At 68.2% G+C, this 19951-nt stretch carries 17 protein-coding genes; 10 read left to right on the top strand and 7 right to left on the bottom strand.

All coding sequences use genetic code 11. From position 1 onward, the window contains the following. A partial coding sequence (locus ABY44_RS06185) for a hypothetical protein (RefSeq protein WP_431640968.1) occupies positions 1 to 190 on the top strand: 190 nt, incomplete at its 5' end. Here the strand turns inward: ABY44_RS06185 and motB are convergent. Together motB and motA are read right to left on the bottom strand one after the other, a co-directional pair. Beyond that, positions 174 to 1130 carry a flagellar motor protein MotB gene (motB, locus tag ABY44_RS06180; RefSeq protein WP_060171667.1) on the bottom strand — a complete coding sequence of 319 codons (957 nt, stop codon included), beginning with the start codon at positions 1128 to 1130 and terminating at the stop codon, positions 174 to 176. The two genes, ABY44_RS06185 and motB, sit on opposite strands and share 17 nt — an antisense overlap. Positions 1131 to 1140: 10 nt before the next feature. Further along, on the bottom strand, positions 1141 to 2010 hold the full coding sequence (motA, locus tag ABY44_RS06175; RefSeq protein ID WP_027789865.1) for a flagellar motor stator protein MotA: 870 nt from the start codon (positions 2008 to 2010) through the stop codon (positions 1141 to 1143). 516 nt (positions 2011 to 2526) lie between these two features. Here motA and ABY44_RS06170 point away from each other — a divergent pair. Then, positions 2527 to 3411 (top strand): patatin-like phospholipase family protein, encoded by an 885-nt coding sequence (locus ABY44_RS06170; RefSeq protein WP_060171665.1) that lies wholly within the window; start codon positions 2527 to 2529, stop codon positions 3409 to 3411. Positions 3412 to 3552: 141 nt separating this feature from the next. On the opposite strand, the gene ABY44_RS06165 is transcribed toward ABY44_RS06170, so the two are convergent. The 3 genes from ABY44_RS06165 to ABY44_RS06155 all read right to left on the bottom strand — a co-directional run bounded on the left by ABY44_RS06165 (position 3553) and on the right by ABY44_RS06155 (position 7037). Continuing rightward, positions 3553 to 5034, bottom strand: a complete 1482-nt coding sequence (locus ABY44_RS06165; RefSeq protein ID WP_431640967.1) for an aldehyde dehydrogenase family protein — start codon at positions 5032 to 5034, stop codon at positions 3553 to 3555. Between the two features lie 28 nt (positions 5035 to 5062). Next, on the bottom strand, positions 5063 to 6013 hold the full coding sequence (gene speB / locus ABY44_RS06160) for an agmatinase (RefSeq protein WP_048024584.1): 951 nt from the start codon (positions 6011 to 6013) through the stop codon (positions 5063 to 5065). A 160-nt stretch (positions 6014 to 6173) separates the two neighbouring features. Then, positions 6174 to 7037: a helix-turn-helix transcriptional regulator gene (locus ABY44_RS06155; RefSeq protein ID WP_060171661.1), complete on the bottom strand. Its 864-nt coding sequence runs from the start codon at positions 7035 to 7037 to the stop codon at positions 6174 to 6176. Positions 7038 to 7235: 198 nt separating this feature from the next. On the opposite strand from ABY44_RS06155, the gene ABY44_RS06150 reads away from it, so the two are divergent. From ABY44_RS06150 to ABY44_RS06135, 4 genes are all read left to right on the top strand, one after another. Beyond that, the gene (locus ABY44_RS06150; RefSeq protein WP_027789860.1) at positions 7236 to 7580 is read left to right on the top strand and encodes a cupin domain-containing protein; all 345 of its coding nucleotides are present in this window, start codon (positions 7236 to 7238) and stop codon (positions 7578 to 7580) included. Positions 7581 to 7664: 84 nt separating this feature from the next. Then, positions 7665 to 9122 (top strand): NAD(P)/FAD-dependent oxidoreductase, encoded by a 1458-nt coding sequence (locus tag ABY44_RS06145; protein WP_027789859.1) that lies wholly within the window; start codon positions 7665 to 7667, stop codon positions 9120 to 9122. An 87-nt stretch (positions 9123 to 9209) separates the two neighbouring features. Further along, entirely contained in the window at positions 9210 to 10400 is a 1191-nt protein-coding gene (locus ABY44_RS06140; RefSeq protein ID WP_060171659.1) for an MFS transporter, read from the top strand. Between the two features lie 129 nt (positions 10401 to 10529). Next, on the top strand, positions 10530 to 11450 hold the full coding sequence (locus ABY44_RS06135; protein ID WP_060171657.1) for a LysR family transcriptional regulator: 921 nt from the start codon (positions 10530 to 10532) through the stop codon (positions 11448 to 11450). Positions 11451 to 11465: 15 nt separating this feature from the next. Here ABY44_RS06135 and ABY44_RS06130 read toward each other — a convergent pair whose 3' ends face one another. After that, the gene (locus ABY44_RS06130; RefSeq protein ID WP_060171655.1) at positions 11466 to 12296 is read right to left on the bottom strand and encodes a helix-turn-helix transcriptional regulator; all 831 of its coding nucleotides are present in this window, start codon (positions 12294 to 12296) and stop codon (positions 11466 to 11468) included. 238 nt (positions 12297 to 12534) lie between these two features. Here ABY44_RS06130 and ABY44_RS06125 point away from each other — a divergent pair, with 238 nt between their 5' ends. The 4 genes from ABY44_RS06125 to ABY44_RS06110 all read left to right on the top strand — a co-directional run bounded on the left by ABY44_RS06125 (position 12535) and on the right by ABY44_RS06110 (position 18476). Then, on the top strand, positions 12535 to 14259 hold the full coding sequence (locus ABY44_RS06125) for an amidohydrolase (RefSeq protein WP_431640966.1): 1725 nt from the start codon (positions 12535 to 12537) through the stop codon (positions 14257 to 14259). Positions 14260 to 14471: 212 nt separating this feature from the next. Further along, positions 14472 to 15587 carry a polyamine ABC transporter substrate-binding protein gene (locus tag ABY44_RS06120; protein WP_060171651.1) on the top strand — a complete coding sequence of 372 codons (1116 nt, stop codon included), beginning with the start codon at positions 14472 to 14474 and terminating at the stop codon, positions 15585 to 15587. Positions 15588 to 15684: 97 nt separating this feature from the next. Next, positions 15685 to 17283, top strand: coding sequence for a DUF3138 family protein (locus tag ABY44_RS06115; protein ID WP_060171649.1), 1599 nt, complete (start codon positions 15685 to 15687; stop codon positions 17281 to 17283). Between the two features lie 116 nt (positions 17284 to 17399). Beyond that, positions 17400 to 18476 carry a C45 family autoproteolytic acyltransferase/hydolase gene (locus tag ABY44_RS06110; protein WP_060171647.1) on the top strand — a complete coding sequence of 359 codons (1077 nt, stop codon included), beginning with the start codon at positions 17400 to 17402 and terminating at the stop codon, positions 18474 to 18476. Positions 18477 to 18533: 57 nt separating this feature from the next. Here ABY44_RS06110 and ABY44_RS06105 read toward each other — a convergent pair whose 3' ends face one another. Then, a complete protein-coding gene (locus ABY44_RS06105) occupies positions 18534 to 19919 on the bottom strand; it encodes an MFS transporter (RefSeq protein WP_060171645.1) in 1386 nt (461 codons plus the stop codon). Between the last annotated feature and the right edge of the window lie 32 nt (positions 19920 to 19951).

Raw genomic sequence — 19951 nt, 5'->3', positions numbered from 1 at the left:
CCCCAACAACCGCCCCAACAACCGCCCCAACAACCGCCCGAGTCAGTCGATGTCGCGCCCGACCGTTCCGAACGCGACCGCGACGCCGAGAACCACGCTGTCGCACAAGGGCTGCACGCGGCGCCCGGCCCCCATCGGGCACATCCGCCCCGCGTTCGTGAACACGCCCGCGCCTAATGCGGCCGCGTGAGCGCCGCCGGCAGCACGGCGGCCCGGGTGCCGGCCGATTCGTCCACGGTCGTCCGGCCGCCGTCCCGAAAGAACGCCTGCTCGGCGGCATTGTTCATCACGAGGATGCTGATGCGGCGGTTGGTCGGCTCGTCCGCGACGTTCCGGTCGAGCGGCAGGACATCCGCGAGCCCGCGCACCTGGAGCAGCTTTTCTTCCCGCAGCCCGCCCGCGACCAGCGCGCGCCGCGCGGCGTTCGCGCGATCGCTGGAGAGCTCCCAGTTCGAATAACCCGTGGGGCCGTCGCGATACGTCGTCGAATCGGTATGGCCCGCAATCGACACGCGGTTGTCGACATCGTCGAGTGCCGTGCCGATCTGGGTGAGGATGGCGGTGGCATACCCTTCGGGTTGCGAACTGCCCATCGCGAACATCGGGCGCTTGAGCGAATCGACGATCTCGATGCGCAAGCCCTCGTGAGTGATCGCGATCCGGATCTGGTCCTGGTACGCGCGTAATGACGGGCTTTGTGCAATCGCCGCGGTCAGCTTCGCCTTCAGGCGCTCGAGCTTTTGCGTATCGACGATGTCGGCAGCGGCTGTGGGCGAACTGGCCGGCACCGGTTGCGCTTTCGCGTCGATGGCCGGCGCCGGGTCCGACAGGTCGCGGCCGCCACCCTGCACGATGCTCGGGCGCGGCGCCTGTGCGTCTTTCCCGCCGGACAGGAGCGTCGACAGCGGCGTGTTGAAGTAATCCTCGATCCCCTGCTTGTCGTACTTGGACACCGAGCCGAGCAGCCACATCAGCAGGAAGAACGCCATCATCGCCGTGACGAAATCGGCGTAGGCGATTTTCCAGGCGCCGCCGTGGTGGGCGTCGTGGTCCTCGCCTTTCTTGCGGCGCACGACGACGAGCGGTGCCGATGCGGACTGTTTCGACGGGTTGGAGCGATGGTCGGCCATGGCGCCTCCGTTATGCGGGCCTGGGCGACTTCGTCGCGCGGACGGCCTCGTCGAGCTCCTTGAAGCTCGGGCGATCGGCCGTGAACAGCACCTTGCGGCCGAACTCCACCGCCACCGCCGGCGCGTAGCCGCTCATCGACGCGAGCAGCACGGCCTTCACGCACTGGAACGGCTTGGCCGCGGCGCGGCCCTTCGCATTGAGCAGATCCGCGAGCGGGCCGACGAAGCCGTACGCGAGCAGGATGCCGAGGAACGTGCCGACGAGCGCGCCGGCGATCATCTTGCCGAGCACGGCGGGCGGCGCGCCGACCGAGCCCATCGTATGCACGACACCCATCACCGCCGCGACGATGCCGAACGCCGGCAGGCCGTCCGCCATCTTCTGGATCGCATTGGCCGCGACGGACGCTTCCGCATGGTGCGTATGCAGTTCTTCGTCCATCAGGTCCTGCATCTCCAGCGCGTTCACGTTGCCGCCCGACATCATCCGCAGATAATCGACGATGAAGTCGAGCAGGTGATGGTCTTCGAGCACGTGCGAATACTTCTGGAACAGCGGGCTTTGTTCGGGTGCGTCGACGTCGGCCTCGAGCGCCATCATGCCGTCCTTGCGCGCCTTCTGCAGCAGCTCGTACAGCAGCGCGATCAGTTCGACGTACTGCTGTTTCGTATAGCCGCCGCCCTTGAAACAGGTCGGCAGGCTCTTGATCGTCTTCTTCAGCGTCGCGACCGGATTGCTGACGACGAACGCACCCAGCGCGGCGCCCAAAATGCACAGCAGTTCGAACGGTTGCAGCAAGGCCGGCAAATGGCCGCCCACGCCGACAAAACTGCCGATCACCGATCCGATCACGACGATCCACCCGATGGCTACAAACATGATTACCTCTTGCGCGACTCGCGCTGCCGCATCTGTTGTCGAAAAGCGGGCGGGACGTCCGGCCATCCCGCTCCATGCCCGCGACGGCGCCGGATCGTTGCGTGTCGAATGCGATGCCGGCGGCCGTCCCGATGTATCGCAACGCGATGCCGGTCGGCGGGTGTTGATGCAATAACGGCGGTCGCCGGGGCGACTGAACCCGTGATTCCACGTAGCGCGCGCGATTCACGCGCGGCACACGTTTGCGGGCGGCGGTATGCGCGATTTTCTTGATCGAAGTCAAAAATTGCGCGCCTTCGCGTGAATTTCCGTCTGGATGCGGCCCGGAACACGGCGGCGAATGACACACCCATCGCGACGGAAGGCTCCGCGCGGAAGTCCGGGGAACGCGGTGCACGGTGCATCGCCTGCCGGCGCGGGTTCGCGCGCCGGCAGGGTTTTCATCAGGACATCCGGGGCGCCGCACGATCCATCATGGAGAAAGCACCGTCGCAGCCAACCGCAGGAGGGCGCACCGTGACGTCCGATCCCACTTCCTCGACCGCCTTCGTGTTCGCCGGCGGCGGCAGTCTCGGCGCGATCGAGGTCGGCATGCTCCGCGAACTGGTCGCGAGCGGCGAGCGGCCCGATTGCGTCGTCGGCGCGTCGGCGGGCGCGATCAACGCCGCCTATTTCGCCGGCCGGCCCGATGCGGACGGCGTCGCGATGCTCGCCGCGCTGTGGTGCCGGATCCGCCGCCAGGACATCATGCCGTTCTCGATGCGCAGCCTCGTCGCGATGCTGCTGCGCAACCGGCCGCATCTGGTCGAGGCCGATGCGCTGCGCCTGCTGCTGGAAAGGAACCTGCCGTACCGGCGGATCGAGCAGGCCACGTTGCCGCTCCACATCGTCGCGACCGACGTGCTGAACGGCCAGGAAGTCGTGCTGTCCGCCGGCCCGGTCGTGGATGCCGTGCAGGCCAGCGCGGCGATTCCCGGCGTGTTTCCGTCGGTCAGCATCGGCGGCGTGGAACTCGTCGACGGCGGCGTCGCGAACAATACGCCGATCTCCGTTGCGATCGCGCTCGGCGTCAAGCGGATCGTCGTGCTGCCGGCCGGGTTCGCCTGCGCGTTGCGCGTACCGCCGCGCAGCGCGATCGCGCATGCGACGCACGCGCTGACGCTCGTGATCGCGCGGCAACTGGTGCGCGATCTGGAGTTGTACGGGGCACGCGCGCAAATCCATGTCGTGCCGCCGCTCTGTCCGCTCGACGTGTCGTCATACGATTACTCGCAGTGTGCGCAGCTGATCGACAAGGCCGCGGAACGCACGCGTGCGTGGATCGACTCGGGCGGGCTCGCGCAGTGCGCGATTCCCGGCCAGCTTCGCGAGCACGACCATGCCGCCGTGCTGTCGCATTGAGGGTTGCTCACGCGCCTTGAGATCTCATGATCGGCGCACGGCTAACACCCCGGCGCTCTCCCCGGAAATCCGCGAAGAACCAAAAAAAGCGGCACCGTGCACGAGACACGGTGCCGCCAACGGCCCGAACGGCCGCACTGGTCAGTCGATCGCGCGCATCGCGTGGCGCAGTTCCTGATAGCTGCGCAGCCCCGCGACGCCGAGTTCGCGGCCGATTCCGCTGAGCCCGAACCCGCCCCAGCACACGTGCGGATAGATCAGCTGCGGTGCGTTGATCCACACGAGCCCCGCGCGCACGCGCTGCTGGAACTGCCTCGCGATACCGGCATCGCGCGTCACGACGGTCGCGACGAGCCCGTAGCGCGTGTCGTTCGCGAGCGCAATCGCTTCGTCGTCGGTGCGGAACGATTTCACGCACGCGACGGGGCCGAACACTTCGTCGGTCCACAGCGGGTTGTCGGCGGCGGGCTCGGCGATCACGACGGGCGCCATGAAGAAGCCCGCACCGCCGGCATCCGTCACCAGGCCGCTGAAGGCGACGCGTGCGCCCGCCTCGATGCCGTGCTGGAGCATCGCTTCGACGCGCGAGCGCTGCGCGGCCGAGATCAGCGGCCCCATCGCGACCTGTTCCGCGGCGGGCGGCGCGACGACGAGCGCACGCACGGCCGTCTCGAACGCGGCCATGAAGCTGCGGTACACGCTGTCGTGCACGAGGATGCGCGCGGTGGCCGAGCACATCTGGCCCGCGTTCGTGAACGCGCCCGCAACCGCGAGCGACACCGCGACGTCGAGATCGGCGTCGTCGCGCACGATCAGCGACGACTTGCCGCCGAGTTCGAGCGTCACGCGCTTCATGTCGACGGCCGCGGCCTGCATGACCTTGCGGCCGGCCGCCGTGCTGCCGGTAAACGAAATCTTGTCGATCAGCGGATGCGCGGTCAGCGCCGCGCCGACCTCGGCGCCGCCGTTGACGACGTTGACGACGCCGGCCGGCAGCCCCGCTTGCTCGACGATCTCGAGCAGCGCGTGCTCGGTCGGCGACGTGAGTTCGGACGGCTTCAGCACGACCGCACAGCCGGCCGCGAGCGCGGGCGCGAGCTTCCACGCGGTCGTGACCATCGGGAAGTTCCACGGCATGACGAGCGCCGCGACGCCGACCGCGTCGTAAAAGCGTTCGGCCGTGACGGCGTCGCTCGGCAGCGCGACCGGTTCGGCCGCGAACAGTGCCGGGTTTTCGCACAGCGTCGCGTAGTACGCGAACGTGGCGGCGACGTCGCCGACATCGGCCTCGGCCTCGAACGGCGGCTTGCCGCTCACCTGCATCTGCAGCGCCGCCAGGCGATCGCGCGATGCCTCGACGCGTTCGGCAATCGTCGCGAGCATCCGGCCGCGTTCGGCCGGCGGCGTGTCGCGCCAGCCGGCGAATGCGTCGCGCGCGGCACGCACCGCGGCGTCGACGTGCGCGGCCGTCGCGAATTCCTGCCAGCCGATCGCGTCGCCGGTCGACGCGTTGAAGATCGGCGCGCCGGCCTTGTCGGAATGCGTGTGCACGGACTGCCCGGCGATGCGCGCGGCGGGCAGCACGAACGTCGCGGCGGAAGGGGAAAGCTCGGCGGTAGACATGAGGTTCATCCTGTCGAGGTCGGTCGGGTTAGCGGTAGGCGACGCCCGGCATCACGCAGAGCATCTCGAACGCGAGGTTCGCGCCGGTGAGCGCGGTGGTGCCGGTCGGATCGTACGGCGGCGCGACTTCGACGAGATCCGCGCCGACGATGTTCAGGCCCTTCATGCCGCGGATGATTTCCAGGCCCTGCTGCACGGTGAGGCCGCCGATTTCCGGCGTGCCGGTGCCGGGCGCGAACGACGGGTCGAGGCCGTCGATGTCGAAGCTGAGATACACCGGCGTGTCGCCGACGCGTTCGCGCACCTGCGCCATCAGCGGCGCGAGCGACTTGTTCCAGCATTCCTCCGCCTGCACGACGGTGAAGCCCTGCTGGCGGCACCAGTCGAAATCGTCCGCGTGGTAGCCGGTGCCGCGCAGGCCGATCTGCGTGACCTTGTCGCATTGCAGCAGCCCGTCTTCCACCGCGCGGCGGAACGGCGTGCCGTGCGCGATCTTCTCGCCGAACATCGTGTCGTTCACGTCCGCGTGCGCGTCGACGTGCACGACGGCGACCTTGCCGTACTTCTTGTGCAGCGCGCGCAGGATCGGCCACGCGATCGTGTGGTCGCCGCCGAGCGTGATCGGCCGGCAGCCGTTCGCGACGATCTCGTCGTATGCCTCTTCGATGCGGCGCACCGAGTCCTTCAGGTCGTACGGGTTGGTCGCGACGTCGCCGATGTCGGCCACCTGCAGCGAATCGAACGGTGCGGCGCGGGTGGCCATGTTGTACGGGCGCAGCAGCACGGATTCGGTGCGGATCTGGCGCGGGCCGAAGCGCGAGCCCGAGCGGTTCGACGTGCCGAGGTCGAGCGGCACGCCGACGAAGCACACGTCGAGGCCGTCGGTCGTCTCGGCTTGCGGCAGGCGCATCATCGTGGCGATGCCGCCGAAGCGCGGCATCTCGTTGCCGCCCATCGGTTGATTGAGTTCGCGGGGCATGGGGCCGTCTCCTTTATCTGAGGTAAAGCGATCGGCCGATGGTAGAGGAGAACGCCCGCGCGAAGATTTTGAAGTCGCAACGTTTACATCGACGGGGCTCGATGCAAGTGGCGCCGCCGCATCGACGCGGCGCAACCGAACGCGGCCGCGCGGGGCCAGGTCAGGCCGGCGCGAGAGGGCCGGCGGAAGGGAACGCGGTGTTCGCCGAACCCCATGCGGCGAGTTCGCGCTTCGTGCGCACGCCGAGCTTCGCGAACGCGCGCTTCACGTACGACTCGGCCGACGCGACGCGCACGCCGAGGATCTCCGCCGTTTCCGGCACGGTCTTGCCGGAAAGCAGGTGCTTGCAGGTTTCGTATTCGCGCTTCGACAGCTTCACGCCGTCGGCCGCGATGCGCGCGTCGAACTGCGCGAGCGGATGGACTTCGGGCGTCGGGTGCGCAATGCGCCGCGCGGCCGTGGTCGACGCATGAAGTTCGAGCAGCGGGAACAGCACGTCGCTGATGCTGCGAAAGCGGTTCATCTCAGCGAGCGTGAACGGCGGCCGGTCGCGGCCGCGCTCCAGCGCGATCGAATGCTGCGAATAACGCGTGCCGCGTGCGAGCACGCATTCGTGGCCGATCTGCACGTCGTCGAACAGCCGCTGGCGGAATTCGCCGGGCGGGATCGCCGCGATGTCGCGCACGACGAGCATCGTGCCCGTCTTGCCGCGCAGCCCCGCGAACAGCGGGTCGCTGTCGAGAAAGCGCTCGTAGTAGAGCGTCATCACGTCGGAGACGTCGGCGCTCGCCGCGCCGATGCCGCTGCTGCCGATCCATTCGCATCGGTAGCCGGTGGGCATCGAGCCGTCGACGCGCGAGCGTTCGACGTGCGCGACGTCGAGCGGCACCACTTCATTGAGCAGTTGCGTGAGGCGCGGCACGAAGTGCGGCGTGCCGACCGTCTCGATCAGCTCGCCCAGCGCCTTGAACGACACGTTGAAGCGGTCGTTGTCGCGGTGGAAGGGGTTCACGTTGAGCAGCATGCGGTTCCCCGGTGAAAAGCCGGCGGATTGTAGCGTCGGCCACGCAAAACGTCATTAGGGGGAAATCCCGGCAGGTGTCCTGGCGACCTGACCGGCCCCGGAAAACACCGCTTGTCCCCCCCGGAGGGGGGCATACCGGGGCAGTGTAAATGAGTAACTTTGTCTCTGCTTTTTTCAATCAAGAGACGAAAGATTCTGATGACCAAACTGATCAAGGACATCCTGCCGCTCGGCGCAGGCATCGGCGAATTCACGAAGCTCGACTTCGGGATGGACGAAAGCGACTGGCGCGCGGCGGAAGGCAAGAGCGGCAACTACCTCATCGGCTGGTGGGAAGGCAAGGTCGGCTCGGTGGAGTTTCCGGAAACCGCGGCCGACGAAGCGGTGTGGCTCGTCGAGGGCCGGATCGCGCTGACCGACGTCGAAGGCAACCGCAAGGAATTCACGCCGGGCCAGGGCTACCTGCTGCCGGCCGGCTTCGCGGGCCGCTGGGAGACGATCGAGGACGCGAAGAAGTTCTACGTGCTGCTCGAGAAGTCGTGATGGCCGAAGCCGCCGCCGTGGTGTCGTCGTCCGTGTGACGCGCGCCCGGCGGCGGTTTCGTTTCCGCGTGTGATGGCAGGGATCATGGAAATGGAAGTCAAGGCAAGAGAGACTGCACCGGCGCAGGCGCACGCATTGCGTGGCGCGCCGGTCGCGTTGGGCGTCGAGGCGGCGCTCGCGAATACGAAGCTGTTCCCGTACTGGCTCGACAACCCGGCCGCGCCGGCCACCGAGCCGGAACTCGTCGGCGACGTGAGCGCCGACCTGCTGATCGTCGGCGGCGGCTTCACCGGGCTGTGGTCGGCCGTGCAGGCGAAGGAACAGATGCCGCACCTGAACGTGGTGCTGATCGAGGCCGGCAAGGTCGCGCACGGCGCATCGGGCCGCGCGGGCGGGATCATCTCGACGTCGGTGATGCACGGGCTGCCGAATGCGGTGCGCGTGTTCCCGAACGACATCGCGCAGCTCGAGGCGTTCGGCCATCACAACCTCGACGGCTTCGAGGAAACGCTGAAGCGCTACGACATCGACGCCGATATCGAGTGGAACGGCGAGATGACGGTCGCGGTCGATCCCGAGCACATCGCGCACCTGAAGGGCGATTACGACCTGCATCGCGAGTACGGCCACAACGTCGTGCTGCTGAACCGCGACGAAACGCTCGAACAACTGAATTCACCGCTGTTCGCGGGCGCGCTGTGGTCGCGTAACCGCAGCGGCATCGTGCATCCGGCGAAGCTCGCGTGGGGGCTGAAGCGCGCGGCGCTGTCGCTCGGCGTGAAGCTGTACGAGCACACGCCGCTCGTGACCGTGACCGACGAAGGCAGCACCGTGTTCGTGAAGACGCCGAAGGGCAGCGTGCGCGCGCCGCGCGTCGTGTTCGGCAGCGGCACCGCGAAGGTCGGGATTCCCGACATCAACCGCCGCGTGATGCAGGTGCGCGACCACGTGCTCGCCACCGAGCCGCTCACCGACGAGCAGCTCGCGCGGATCGGCTGGAAGAATCGCCAGGGCGTCTACGACACGCGCACGCAGCTCAACTATTTCCGCCTGACGAAGAACAACAACATCATCTTCGGCGGCCTGGTGAGCTATCACTTCGACGGCGATCCGGAACCGCATCAGGACGGCCGGCGCGAGACGTATTACCGGCTCGCGGAAGCGTTCTACCGCACCTTCCCGCAATTGAGCGACGTGCGCTTCTCGCATGCGTGGGGCGGCCCGATCGACTACTGTTCGCGCGGCTCGGTGTTCGCGAAGCGCTATCTCGGCGACAAGGCCGTGTTCGTCGCCGGCTATACGGGTTTCGGCGTCGCGGCGAGCCGGTTCGGCGCGTTCATGGGGCTGAACATCCTGTTCGACCGCGACAGCCCCGAGCGCAAGCTCGACATCGCGAACCAGAGCCCGAGCTACATCCCGCCCGAGCCGATGCGCTGGGTCGCCGCGAAGATCACGTTCCATGCGTTCGACGGCGCGGATGCGGAAGGCGGCTGGAAGCGCGCGTGGATCAGCGGCATCAAGGCGATGGGCTTCCCGATGTAAGCGACACGGCGGCCCGGGCCGGGCCGCCGCCATACCCGACTCCCTCGAGGAGACGGTCCGCGCCGCGGACACGGAGAGAGACACCGAATGAACGTAGTGAACCTGCAGGATGAAGCGCGACAGGAAAGCGCGCGGTTCGTCGTCGTGATGCTGCTGCTCGGCATCCTCGGGCCGACGGTCTTCCTCGGCCTGCCCGCGATCGTCGGGCAGGTCGAACGCCATTGGGGCTTCGGCGAAGCGGCGCTCGGGCTGTCGAGCTTCATCGAGGTGCTCGGCGAATCGACGGGCACGCTGCTCGTCGCGTTCGTGCTCGGCCGCCAGCCGGTGCGGTGGGTGCTCGCGGGTGCGGTGACGCTCGCGGCCGGCGCGAACCTCGGCACGCTCGCGACGCACGGGCTCGTCGCGTATTCCGCGTTGCAGTTCATCGCGGGCGTCGGCTCGGGCGGGCTGAACGGGATCGCGCTGCGCTACCTGTCGTACTCGCGCGCGCCGGAACGCAATCTCGGGATCATGCTGATGGGGCAGGTGACGTGGAGCATGGTGCTGCTGGCCTACATCTTCCCGATGCTGAGCGACGCATGGGGCGCGCACGGCGTGTTCGGTTTCGTCGCATGCGTGCTCGGCGTATTCGTGCTCGCGACGCCGCTGTTTCGCCGGGGCGAGACGCTGGCCGCCCCGGCACCGGCCGGCGTCGCCGGCCGCATCGACCGCCGGGGCGCGATGCTCGTGCTGTGCGCGCAGCTCGCGCTGTACGGCGGCGTCGGCGTCGTGTGGACCTTCCTCGAGAAGATCGGCACCGCGGCGGGCCTGAGCGGCAGGTCGGTGTCGCTCGTGCTCGGCATCGCGAACATCGCGAGCCTCGTGATCTGCGCGGCGATGCCGAGGCTCGGCGCGGGCGCGGGCCTGCGCCGCTGGGCGCTCGTCAACCTCGGCGGCTGCGCGGTCGCGGCCGTGCTGCTCGCGATGCCGGCATCGGCCATGACGTTCACGCTCGGCGCTGTCGTGTTCATCGGCTGCTGGACCGGCGGCGCGCTGCTGATCTACGCGACGATTCCGCAGTACGACCTGGTCGGCAAGTCGGCCGCGCTGTCGCCGGGCTGCGTCGCGCTCGGCTACGGCATCGGCTCGGTCGCGGGCGGCTCGCTGATCGAGCGCGCAGGCACGCAGTCGGCGCTGATCGCGGCGATCGTGCTGTGCGCGGTGGCGTTCCTGTGCTACCGGCGGCTGCGGCCGGCCGTGTTCGGCATGGAACGCGCGCTCGCGGTGGCACCTGAATGACGGTTTCGACGCGCGCCGCTGCCGATGGCGGCGCGCGTCCGGTCCGGTTCATCGGCGAAGGCGGCGGGCGTGGCGCGCGATGCGTGTCGTGCCGGCCGGGCAACGCGCACACGCGCAGCGGCTTCAGGCATGTTCTCGAATACTTCCGATCTCGATCTCCGGCTCATCCGGGTCTTTCTGGCCGTCGTCGACGCACGCGGCATCACGGCCGCCGAGGCGTCGCTCGGCGTGCGCCAGTCGACCATCAGCACGCAGCTGTCGGCGCTCGAAGCGCGCGTCGGCTTCAAGCTGTGCGATCGCGGGCGCGGCGGCTTTCGCCTGACGTCGAAGGGCGAACGCTTCGCGGCCACCGCGCGCACGCTCGTCGCGGCGACCTCCGAATTCGTCGCGCGCGTGCGCGACATCGACCGCAAGCTGGTCGGCACGTTGTCGATCGGCCTGATCGGCCAGGCGCCGCTCGTCGAGAACGCGCGCGTGGCCGACGCGATCGGCGCATTCCGCAAGCGCGACCAGGCCGTCACGTTCGCGATGAAGGTCGCGTCGCCGCAGGAACTCGAGGAAAGCCTCGTCAACAACCAGCTCGATCTCGCGATCGGGTATTTCTGGCATCGCGTGCCCGGGCTGCTCTACACGCCGCTGTTCACCGAGCAGCAGGTGATCTACTGCGGGCGCGGGCATCCGCTGTTCCATGCGTCGCGGCCCGTGACGGCGGACGACCTGCAACTGCACGACTGGGTGTGGCGCACCTATCCGGTGCCGGAGGAGCAGTATCCGCTGCCCGAGCGGCGCGTGACCGCGAGCGCGGACAGCATCGAGGCCGCGACGATCCTGATCCTGTCGGGCGGCCATCTCGGCTACCTGCCCGCGCACTACGCGGAGCCGTTCGAGCAGCGCGGGCTCGTGAAGGCCGTCGGCCGCGCGACGTTCAGCTTCGACGTGCCGCTGCATCTCGCGATGAAGCGCAGCACGAGCGACAAGCCGATCGTCGACGCGTTCTACGAGGACCTGCTGCGCGCCTTCAACATCAAGGCGGCCGCGCTGGCCGCGTAAATCCGGGCCGCGCGTTCAGCAGTCGACGAGTACCCAGTCGAACAGCTCGCGGCGCGTGCGCACGCCGAGCTTCGCGAACGCGCGCTTCACGTACGACTCGGCCGTCGACAGCTTCACGTCGAGCTGCTGCGCGGCCTCGGGCACCGAGCGCCCGCACAGCATCAGCCGGCAGATCTCGTGCTCGCGGCGTGACAGCTGCACGTCCTGCCGTTCGAGGCGCGCATCGAAACTCGCCTGCGACGCGGCATTCACCGACACCGCCGCCACGCGCCGCGCCGCACAGGTGCGCGCATGCAGCTCGAACATCGGGAACAGCAGGTCGACCATCTGCCGGAAGTGAAACAGCTCGTCCGTGGAGAACGCGGCGCGCCCGACCGTGCGCGCGAGCCCGAGCGCGTATTGCAGGTGCGCGTTGCCGTGCACGAGCAGGCATTCCTGCCCGATGCCGGGCTCGTCGAAGATCCGGCGGCGGAACTCGCCCTGCGCGATGCCGTCGACATGGCGCTGCACGAGCAGCGTGCCGGGTTTGCCGCGCAGCGGCGCGACCAGCGGATCGGCCTGGCAGTAGTCCTGGTAGTAGATATCCATCACGCGCAGCGTATCGGCCGTGAAGCGCAGGCTGCCGCTGCCGAGCCATTCGACGACGAAACCCGACGTGCTGCCCGTATCGGCGCGCCAGCGCTCGAGGTGCACGGCGTCGGCATCGATGCTGTCGTTGACGAACTCCGTGACCGCGCCGACGAAATCCGGCGTGCCGACCGCGCGCAGCGTCGCGCCGAGTGAGTCGGGACGCACGCCGATCAGGTAGTGGCCGCGGGCGGCAGGGTCGGGCTGGAGAAGTCGCATGGTCGGACGAAGGCGGTCAGGGGACAGCGCGACGTTACGCGAACGCCGTGCACGCGTCAGCCGGGAATTCACCGGATCAACCCCACGGATTTCGTGCGTTGTCCCCAAAACGACGACAAGACCGTGCGTGCGGCGGCCGGAATTCGCGGAAGCCCCGGCGACGGGGGGGCATACCGGCGCGAATCGTCTGCCTATAGTGAAAGCACTTCGAAAACCTGATGACCAGAAAGGACAGGCCATGCAGATGCAACCGACGCACGCCGCCACGACGCCGGCGGATTTCGTTCTGACCAACGCGAAGGTCTATACCGTCGATCCGCACAAGCCCTGGGCGCAGGCCGTCGCCGTGCGCGACGGCCGGATCGTCCATGTCGGCGACACGGCGGCCGTGCAGGCGTACGTCGGCGCGCGGACGAAGGTCGTCGACGCGGCCGGCCGGCTCCTGCTGCCGGGCTTCGTCGAATCGCACTGGCACTTCGAGACGACCGCGTTCGCGTTCCAGGCGTTCGTGAACGACGAGGATCCGCAGAAGGTGCTCGGCGCGCTGCGCGCGTACGTCGAATCGCATCCGGACGAGCCGGCGATCACCGGGATGGGCTGGGTGCAGGCGACGATTCCGCCGGCGCTGCTGCGCAAGGAGACGCTCGACGCGATCTGCGCGGATCGCCCCGTGTGCCTGCTGTCGACCGATTTCCATACGATGTGGGTGAACTCGAAGGCGCTGGAGATCGCCGGCATCGACGCGTCGACGCCGCCCGTGCAGGAAGGCGCGAGCTGGTTCGAGAAGGACGCGGCGACCGGCGAGCCGACCGGCCTGATCGTCGACGGCGCCGCGTACTCGCTGCTGATGCAGCGGATCAGCGCGGCCGGCCTGCTGCCGACCGGCATCGACCTGTACCTGAAATCGATCCCGCCGTGGCAGAAGAAGCTGTGCGCAGCCGGCGTGACGACCGTGTTCGACGCGGGCTTCTTCGACGCGAGCGGCGACCAGTCGCTGCTGTACGAGACGCTGCAGACGATGGAGCGCGCGGGCGACCTGAAGCTGCGGGTGGTCGGCAGCGTCGCGGTGATCGGCGAGATCGACGACCCGGTCGGCACGCTCGTCCGGTATCGCGAGCAGTACGATTCGCCGCTCGTGAAGGCGCGCGCATTGAAGCTGTTCCTCGACGGCACCGAGGCGAACCACACCGCGTACCTGCTCGAACCGTACGCGGACCGCCCGGACACCTGCGGTGCGCCGACGATGCCGGCCGACACGTTCAACCGCTATCTGGTCGAGGCCGATCGCGCGAATGCGAACGTGATGGTCCATTGCGTCGGCGACGCGGCCGTGCGGATGGCGCTCGACGGCTTCGACGCGGTGAACCGCACGAACCCGCCGCGCGACCGCCGCCACGTGATCACGCACGCGTTCCTCACGCATCCGGACGACATCCCGCGCTTCCGCCGCGCGGGCGTGATGGCGAACACGCAGCTGCAGTGGGGCGTGGTCGACGCGTACACCGAGCAGCTGCGCGACCACTACGGCCACGAGCGCTGGAGCAGCATGTACAAGTTCCGCACGTTCCTCGACGAAGGCGTGACGGTGTCGATCGGCATGGACGGCCTCGCATGCCAGTGCCGCTGCCAGCACAAGCCGCTCGAACACATCGAGTCGGGCCATACGCGCCAGCTCGCGGGCGAGCCCGATGCGCCGGTGTTCCCGGACATCGCCGAGCGCCTGAGCATTCCGCAACTGATCGCGGCGTACACGATCCACGGCGCGTACCAGCTCGGGATGGAGCACGAGGTCGGCTCGCTGACGCCCGGCAAGCGCGCGGATCTCGTCGTGCTCGAGAACGACCTGTTCGAGGTCGGCCAGTACGACATCGGCCGCATCGACGTCGGGCTGACGATGATGGGCGGCCGCATCACGCACTTGGGCGACGATTTCGGCGCGCGCACGGGTATGCAGGCGTCCTGAACGGGTATCCCGGCTGACGAAGCGGCGACGGAATCTTTCGGGATGCTTTCGTTTTTGCGGCTCGGCGCATCCGGCCGGAACCGGATGCGCCGATTGTGCGGCGTGTCCCCCTATTGGCAGGGCAGACCGGCCAATTTCCTCTGGCTACATTTTTCCGGACCGAAGCACACACCGTTCATTGCGAGCGGATCATGATATCGACGGAGGAAACCATGGCAGGGGATTGGAGCAGGCATCTGGGAACGGCATGCGCGGCGCTCGCGCTGGGCGGCATGCTGTGGGCCGGCGCGCCGGTTGCGCACGCGGCGGACGTCGTCAACGTGTACAACTGGGGCAACTCGATCGGCAAGGCGACGATCGCGAACTTCGAGAAGGCGACCGGTATCAAGGTCGTCTACCAGGAGTTCGATTCGAACGAGACGTTGCAGGCGAAGCTGCTGTCGGGCACGTCGGGTTACGACGTCGTCGTGCCGTCCGACATCTTCTGGGCGCGGCAGCTGCAGGCCGGCATCTTCCGCAAGATCGACAAGAGCCAGGTGCCGAACTACGGGCTGCTCGATCCGGAAATCCTGAAGGCGCTCGCGAAGGACGATCCGGGCAACCAGTACGGCATTCCGTGGACCTGGGGCACCGACGGGCTCGGGATGAACGTCGAGAAGGTGAAGGCCGCGCTCGGCAACGACGCGCCGCTCGACAGCTGGGCGCTGCTGTTCGACCCGAAGTATGCGCAGAAGCTGAAGCACTGCGGCGTGTCGGTGCTCGATTCGCCGGTCGATGCGTTCGGGATGGCGTTCGTCTACCTGAAGAAAGACCCGAACACGACGAACCCGGCCGACTACCAGGCCGCGTACGAGCTGCTGAAGTCGGTGCGTCCGTACATCACGCAGTTCAATTCGAGCAGCTACATCAACGATCTCGCGGGCGGCGACATCTGCCTCGCGCTCGGCTGGTCGGGCGACGTGAACTCCGCGCGGATCGCGGCCGCTTCCGCGAAGAAGCCATATCACATCAAGTACGTGATCCCGACCGAGGGCAGCGCGATGTGGTTCGACATGATGGCCGTGCCGAAGGATGCACCGCACCCGGACGCCGCGCTGAAGTTCGTCAACTTCGTGCTGTCGGAGAAGGAGAGCGCGAACCTGACCAACGACACGTCGTACCCGTCGGCCGTGCCGTCGTCGAAGCGCCTCGTGCGCGCCGAAGTGACGAGCGATCCGGCCGTGTTCCCGCCCGCCGACGTGATCCGCAAGCTGAGCCTCAGCAAGCCGGTTCCGCCTGAGCTGATGCGTCTGCAGAACCGCCTCTGGACGAAGCTGAAGACCGAGTAAGCCGGCCGCCGCTTCCCCGCTTCCCGCACACCTTTCGCGCGCCCCGCCGCTGATCGCGGCGGGCGGGGGCGCGCTCGTCCCGACGACCACCCAGAACATGAAACTCAAACACATGACGGCGCTGTGTCTGCTCGCGTTCGACGCGGCCACGGCATTCGCGCACACGCCGCAGGCGACCGATGCGAGCAGGATGAAGGCGCTGCAGGCGCAGGTCACCGCGCTGCAGCAGCAGGTGAACGCGCTGCGCGCGAGCATGCTGGCCGCGCAGGCGCCCGGCGCGGCGCCGGCCGCCAACGCAGCCAGCGTCGCCACCGCAACATCGAGCGGCGCAAGGATCGGTTCGATCAACACGGCCGCCGCCGCCGCGCCGGCCGCCGATTCCGCACCGGCGTTCACGAACGACGACCTGCAGCAGATGCGCGAGCAGATCGCGAACGCATCGCTGAAGGTCGACTCGCTGCAGGAAGCCGCGACGACCGGCCCGCTCGCGGGCCTGAGCATCACCGGCTACGTCGATCCCGTGTACCTGTTCAACCGCGCGCAGCGCACGTCCGGGTTCCAGTTCCTCAACCACGATCCGGGCGCGTACGACTACTTCAACAGCACGATCGGCGACGTCTACCTCGACATCAAGAAGACCTTCGGCGTCGGCCCGATGGCGCCGTCGGCGGAGGTCGTGATCCAGCCGAACCGCGGCTTCGGCAACGTGTTCAGCAATTCGCACGGCGGCGTCGGCAACAACATCGTCACGCAGGCCGTGGTGACCGTGCCCCTCAGCACGACGCGCACTTTCGAGATCGGGATGATGCCGAGCCTCGCCGGCTACGAGGTGCAGCCGTCGACCCAGATGCTGACGCTCACGCACGGGCTGCTGTACGACTTCAGCGAACCGGGCAACCTGATCGGCGTCGGCCTGAAGGGCTCCAACGCGGCGATGACGCGCTTCTGGCAGGTCGTGATCGGCAACGAGGTGTTGCGCACCGCCGGCGCGATCGCGAACGCGGCGAACAACACGACGAAGACCAACTGGACGCCGACGATCACCGCGCGCTTCGACAACGCGACGTCGACCGCCTTCGACTTCGGCGTTTCCGGGATGCTGGGCCGGCAGTCGCTGTTCTCGCCGTGCGCGACGGCGGGCGGTTACGGCTACCAGTGCAACGGCTCGTCGCCGACCGGCCTCTACAAGTACGTGGAAGCCGACGTGACCTATACGCACGACAAGACGCAGGTCAACGCGCAGGTCGACTACGGCGAGCTGCAGAAGGGCGCGTGGAACGGCGGCACCGCACGCTGGTACGGGATGTCGCTGCTCGGCCATACGAAGTGGACGCAGGCGTGGGTCGGCCGCATGGGCGCGACGCTGCGCTTCGACTACCTGAACAACACGTCGAACGGCGGCGGCGGCACGAACATCCAGTACGGGCTCGCGGGCGGCAATCCGTCGGTGAACGGGTCGAGCGGCTTCGGCATCGATCCGGCGTGCTTCCAGGGTTCGTCGACGAACGGCACCGAGTGCAAGGGCGCGCAGCGTTACGCGATCACGGCCGACCTGCTGTTCTATCCGACGCAGCAGATCACCGTGAAGCTCGAGTATCGCCACGACGCGGCGAACCATCCGGTGTTCCTGAAGAGCAACGGCACGTACGCGCGCAGCAACGACCTGGCCGGGATGCAGTTCATCTATTCGTTCTGACCGTTCTGACTGGTCTCGCCGTTCCGGCCGGTGCAAATGCCGGCCGACCGGCTGCGCCATGCATCACGTTCCGGGCCGCGCTTGCCCGGCACGCATTCAACTCAGGAGATTTGACCTTGAAGCTGCACACCTTCGTGACCGACCTCACCGATCCGCACGAGCGCGGCCGCCTGATCGGCGCGCGTTTCGCCGCCGAGATTCGCGAGACGGTCGCGCTTTACCTCGCGTTCTTCCCGAAGCTCGGCATCGAGCCGCAGCGCGCGCGGGAGATCGGCGAAGCGAGCCTGGCCGCGCTCGGTGCGTGGTGCCCGCGCCTGGCCGCCGAAGTCGAGGCGATCGCCGACGGCGTCGACCTGCCGCGCTGGCAGCTCGCGTGCCTGAACGCACGCACCGAGATTCTCGCGACCGCGCCCGCGTCGGCCGAAGGCGAGTGCTCGACGACCGTCTACGCACCGGCCGGCCCGCACGCGCCGCGCACGCTGCAGACGTGGGACTGGCACGACAGCCTCGCGCCGCAGGGGCTGCTGATGCGGTTCGCGACGCCGCATGGCCGCACCGTCAAGCTGTTCTCCGAGTTCGGGATGCTCGCGAAGCTCGGCGTGAACAGCGCGGGGCTCGGGCTGCACTTCAACATCCTGCATCACGCGAGCGACAACGACAGCGCCGGTGTGCCCGTGCACGCGATCGCGCGGCGCCTGCTCGAGGATGCGACGACGGTGCAGGAGGCGATCGAGCTCGCCCGGTCCGCGCGCGTGAGCGCGTCCACGGTGCTGACCGTGTTTACGCGGCATGACGCGAACCCGCGCGCGGCGAGCATCGAGCTGAGCCCGTCGGGAATCGGCATGGTGGTGCCGCGCCCGGACGGCTGGCTGCTGCATACGAACCACTTCCTCGATCGCGCGCTGAGCGGCGGCGAGTGCATGCCCGACAGCTCGACCACGCGCGAACGCTTCGCGTACCTGAACGAAGTCGTGAACGGGATGACGAGCGCCGATGTGCGCGAGCGCGCGGCGGCAATGTGCGGTGCGGCCGGCGATCAGGCCGTCGTGTGTTTCCACGCCGATCCGTCGATGCCCGACACCGAGCGCTGGGAGACGCTGCTGACCGTCGGCATCGATACCGACGCGTGCGCACTCGACTACGCGGCGGGCAATCCGCACGATCTCGCGCACGACGGGTTTCAGCGGTTCTGACGCGGCACGCGGGCGGCGGCAAGGCAGGGCGGCACGCGTGTGCCGCCCTCGCGAGGCTCATGCGTCGATGCGTTCGACCTTGCCGACGAGCAAACCGTATGACAGGCTGCCCGCGAGTGCCATCGCGGCGATATAGGTGATCGCGCGCGAGAAGTCCGCGCCGTTCACGAGCAGCCCGATCACGATCGGCGTCGCGATCGCGGACAGGTTGCCGATCAGGTTGAACACGCCGCCCGTGAGGCCGATCAGCCGCGCGGGCGCGAGCCCCGACACGAGCGACCACGTGATCGACGCGAAGCCGTTGCCGAAGAACGCGATCGTCATGAACGCGATCACCCAGCCGGTCGACGTGACGTAGTTCGCGCCGATGATGCAGGTCGAGATCAGCAGCCCCGAGATGATCGGCAGCTTGCGCGCGAAGCCCTGTGACGCGCCGCGACGCATCAGCCAGTCCGACAGCACGCCCGAGCACAGCACGCCGACGAACGCGGCGAGGAACGGCAGCGACGCGAGGAAGCCCGACTTGATGAAGTCCATTCCTCGATACTTGACGAGGTAGGTCGGGAACCACGTGAGGAAGAACCACAGCGTCGAGTTCAGTGCGAACTGGCCGAGATAGATGCCCCACAGCTTGCGCCGGCCGAGCACGACGCCGAGGTCGCGCCACGTCGACGGTGCGCGTTCGGTGCGCGCCGCGATGCGGTCTTCGAGATCGACGAGACCGCCGCCGTCGCGGATCAGCGCGATCTCGGCCGCGTTGACGCCGCGAAACGCGCGCGGCTCGCGATACACCGCATACCAGATCGCGGCCCATGCGATGCCGGCGAGGCCGGTCGCGACGAACACCATGTGCCAGCCCAGATGCACCTGCAGCCACGCGAGCACCGGCGTGAGGAACGCGAGCCCGACGAACTGGCCCGACGTGTAGCCGCCGATCGCGCTCGCGCGCTCGCGGGTCGGGAACCACGTCGTCACCACGCGGTTGTTGATCGGGTAGGCCGGCGCTTCGAGCGCGCCCACCGCGAGACGCAGCACGACCAGCCCGACGAACGAACCGGCGAAGCCGAGCAGCAACGTCGCGGCCGACCACAGCGCGAGCGCGCCGGCATACAGTACGCGCGGCGACACCTTGTCGACGAGCCAGCCGCCAGGCACTTGCATCAGCGCATAGGTCCAGCCGAACGCGGAAAACACGAGGCCCGCGCGCACCGGATCGATGTTCAGTTCCTTGAACAGCGCGGGCGCGGCGATCGACAGGTTGCTGCGGTCGAGATAGTTGATCACGACCGTGATGAACAGCAGCGCGAGGATCAGCAGGCGCTTGCGGCTGGGCGGCGCCGCCTGCGCGGCGGCCGCGCGGGCGGTTGAACCGGATGCGATGCCGGCGTGGGCGGGCAATTGATCCGGCGGGTTCGAGTGGGTGCGTGACGCGGATTGGGCCACGGTTGTCTCCTGTGTTCTGTGCCCGGCCGTCG

The organism is Burkholderia sp. ZZQ-2 (assembly GCF_050768715.1).
Taxonomy (GTDB): Bacteria; Pseudomonadota; Gammaproteobacteria; order Burkholderiales; family Burkholderiaceae; genus Burkholderia; species Burkholderia cepacia.
The sequence above is the reverse complement of the archived record's forward strand: the minus strand, read 5'-3'. Positions and strand labels throughout refer to the sequence as shown.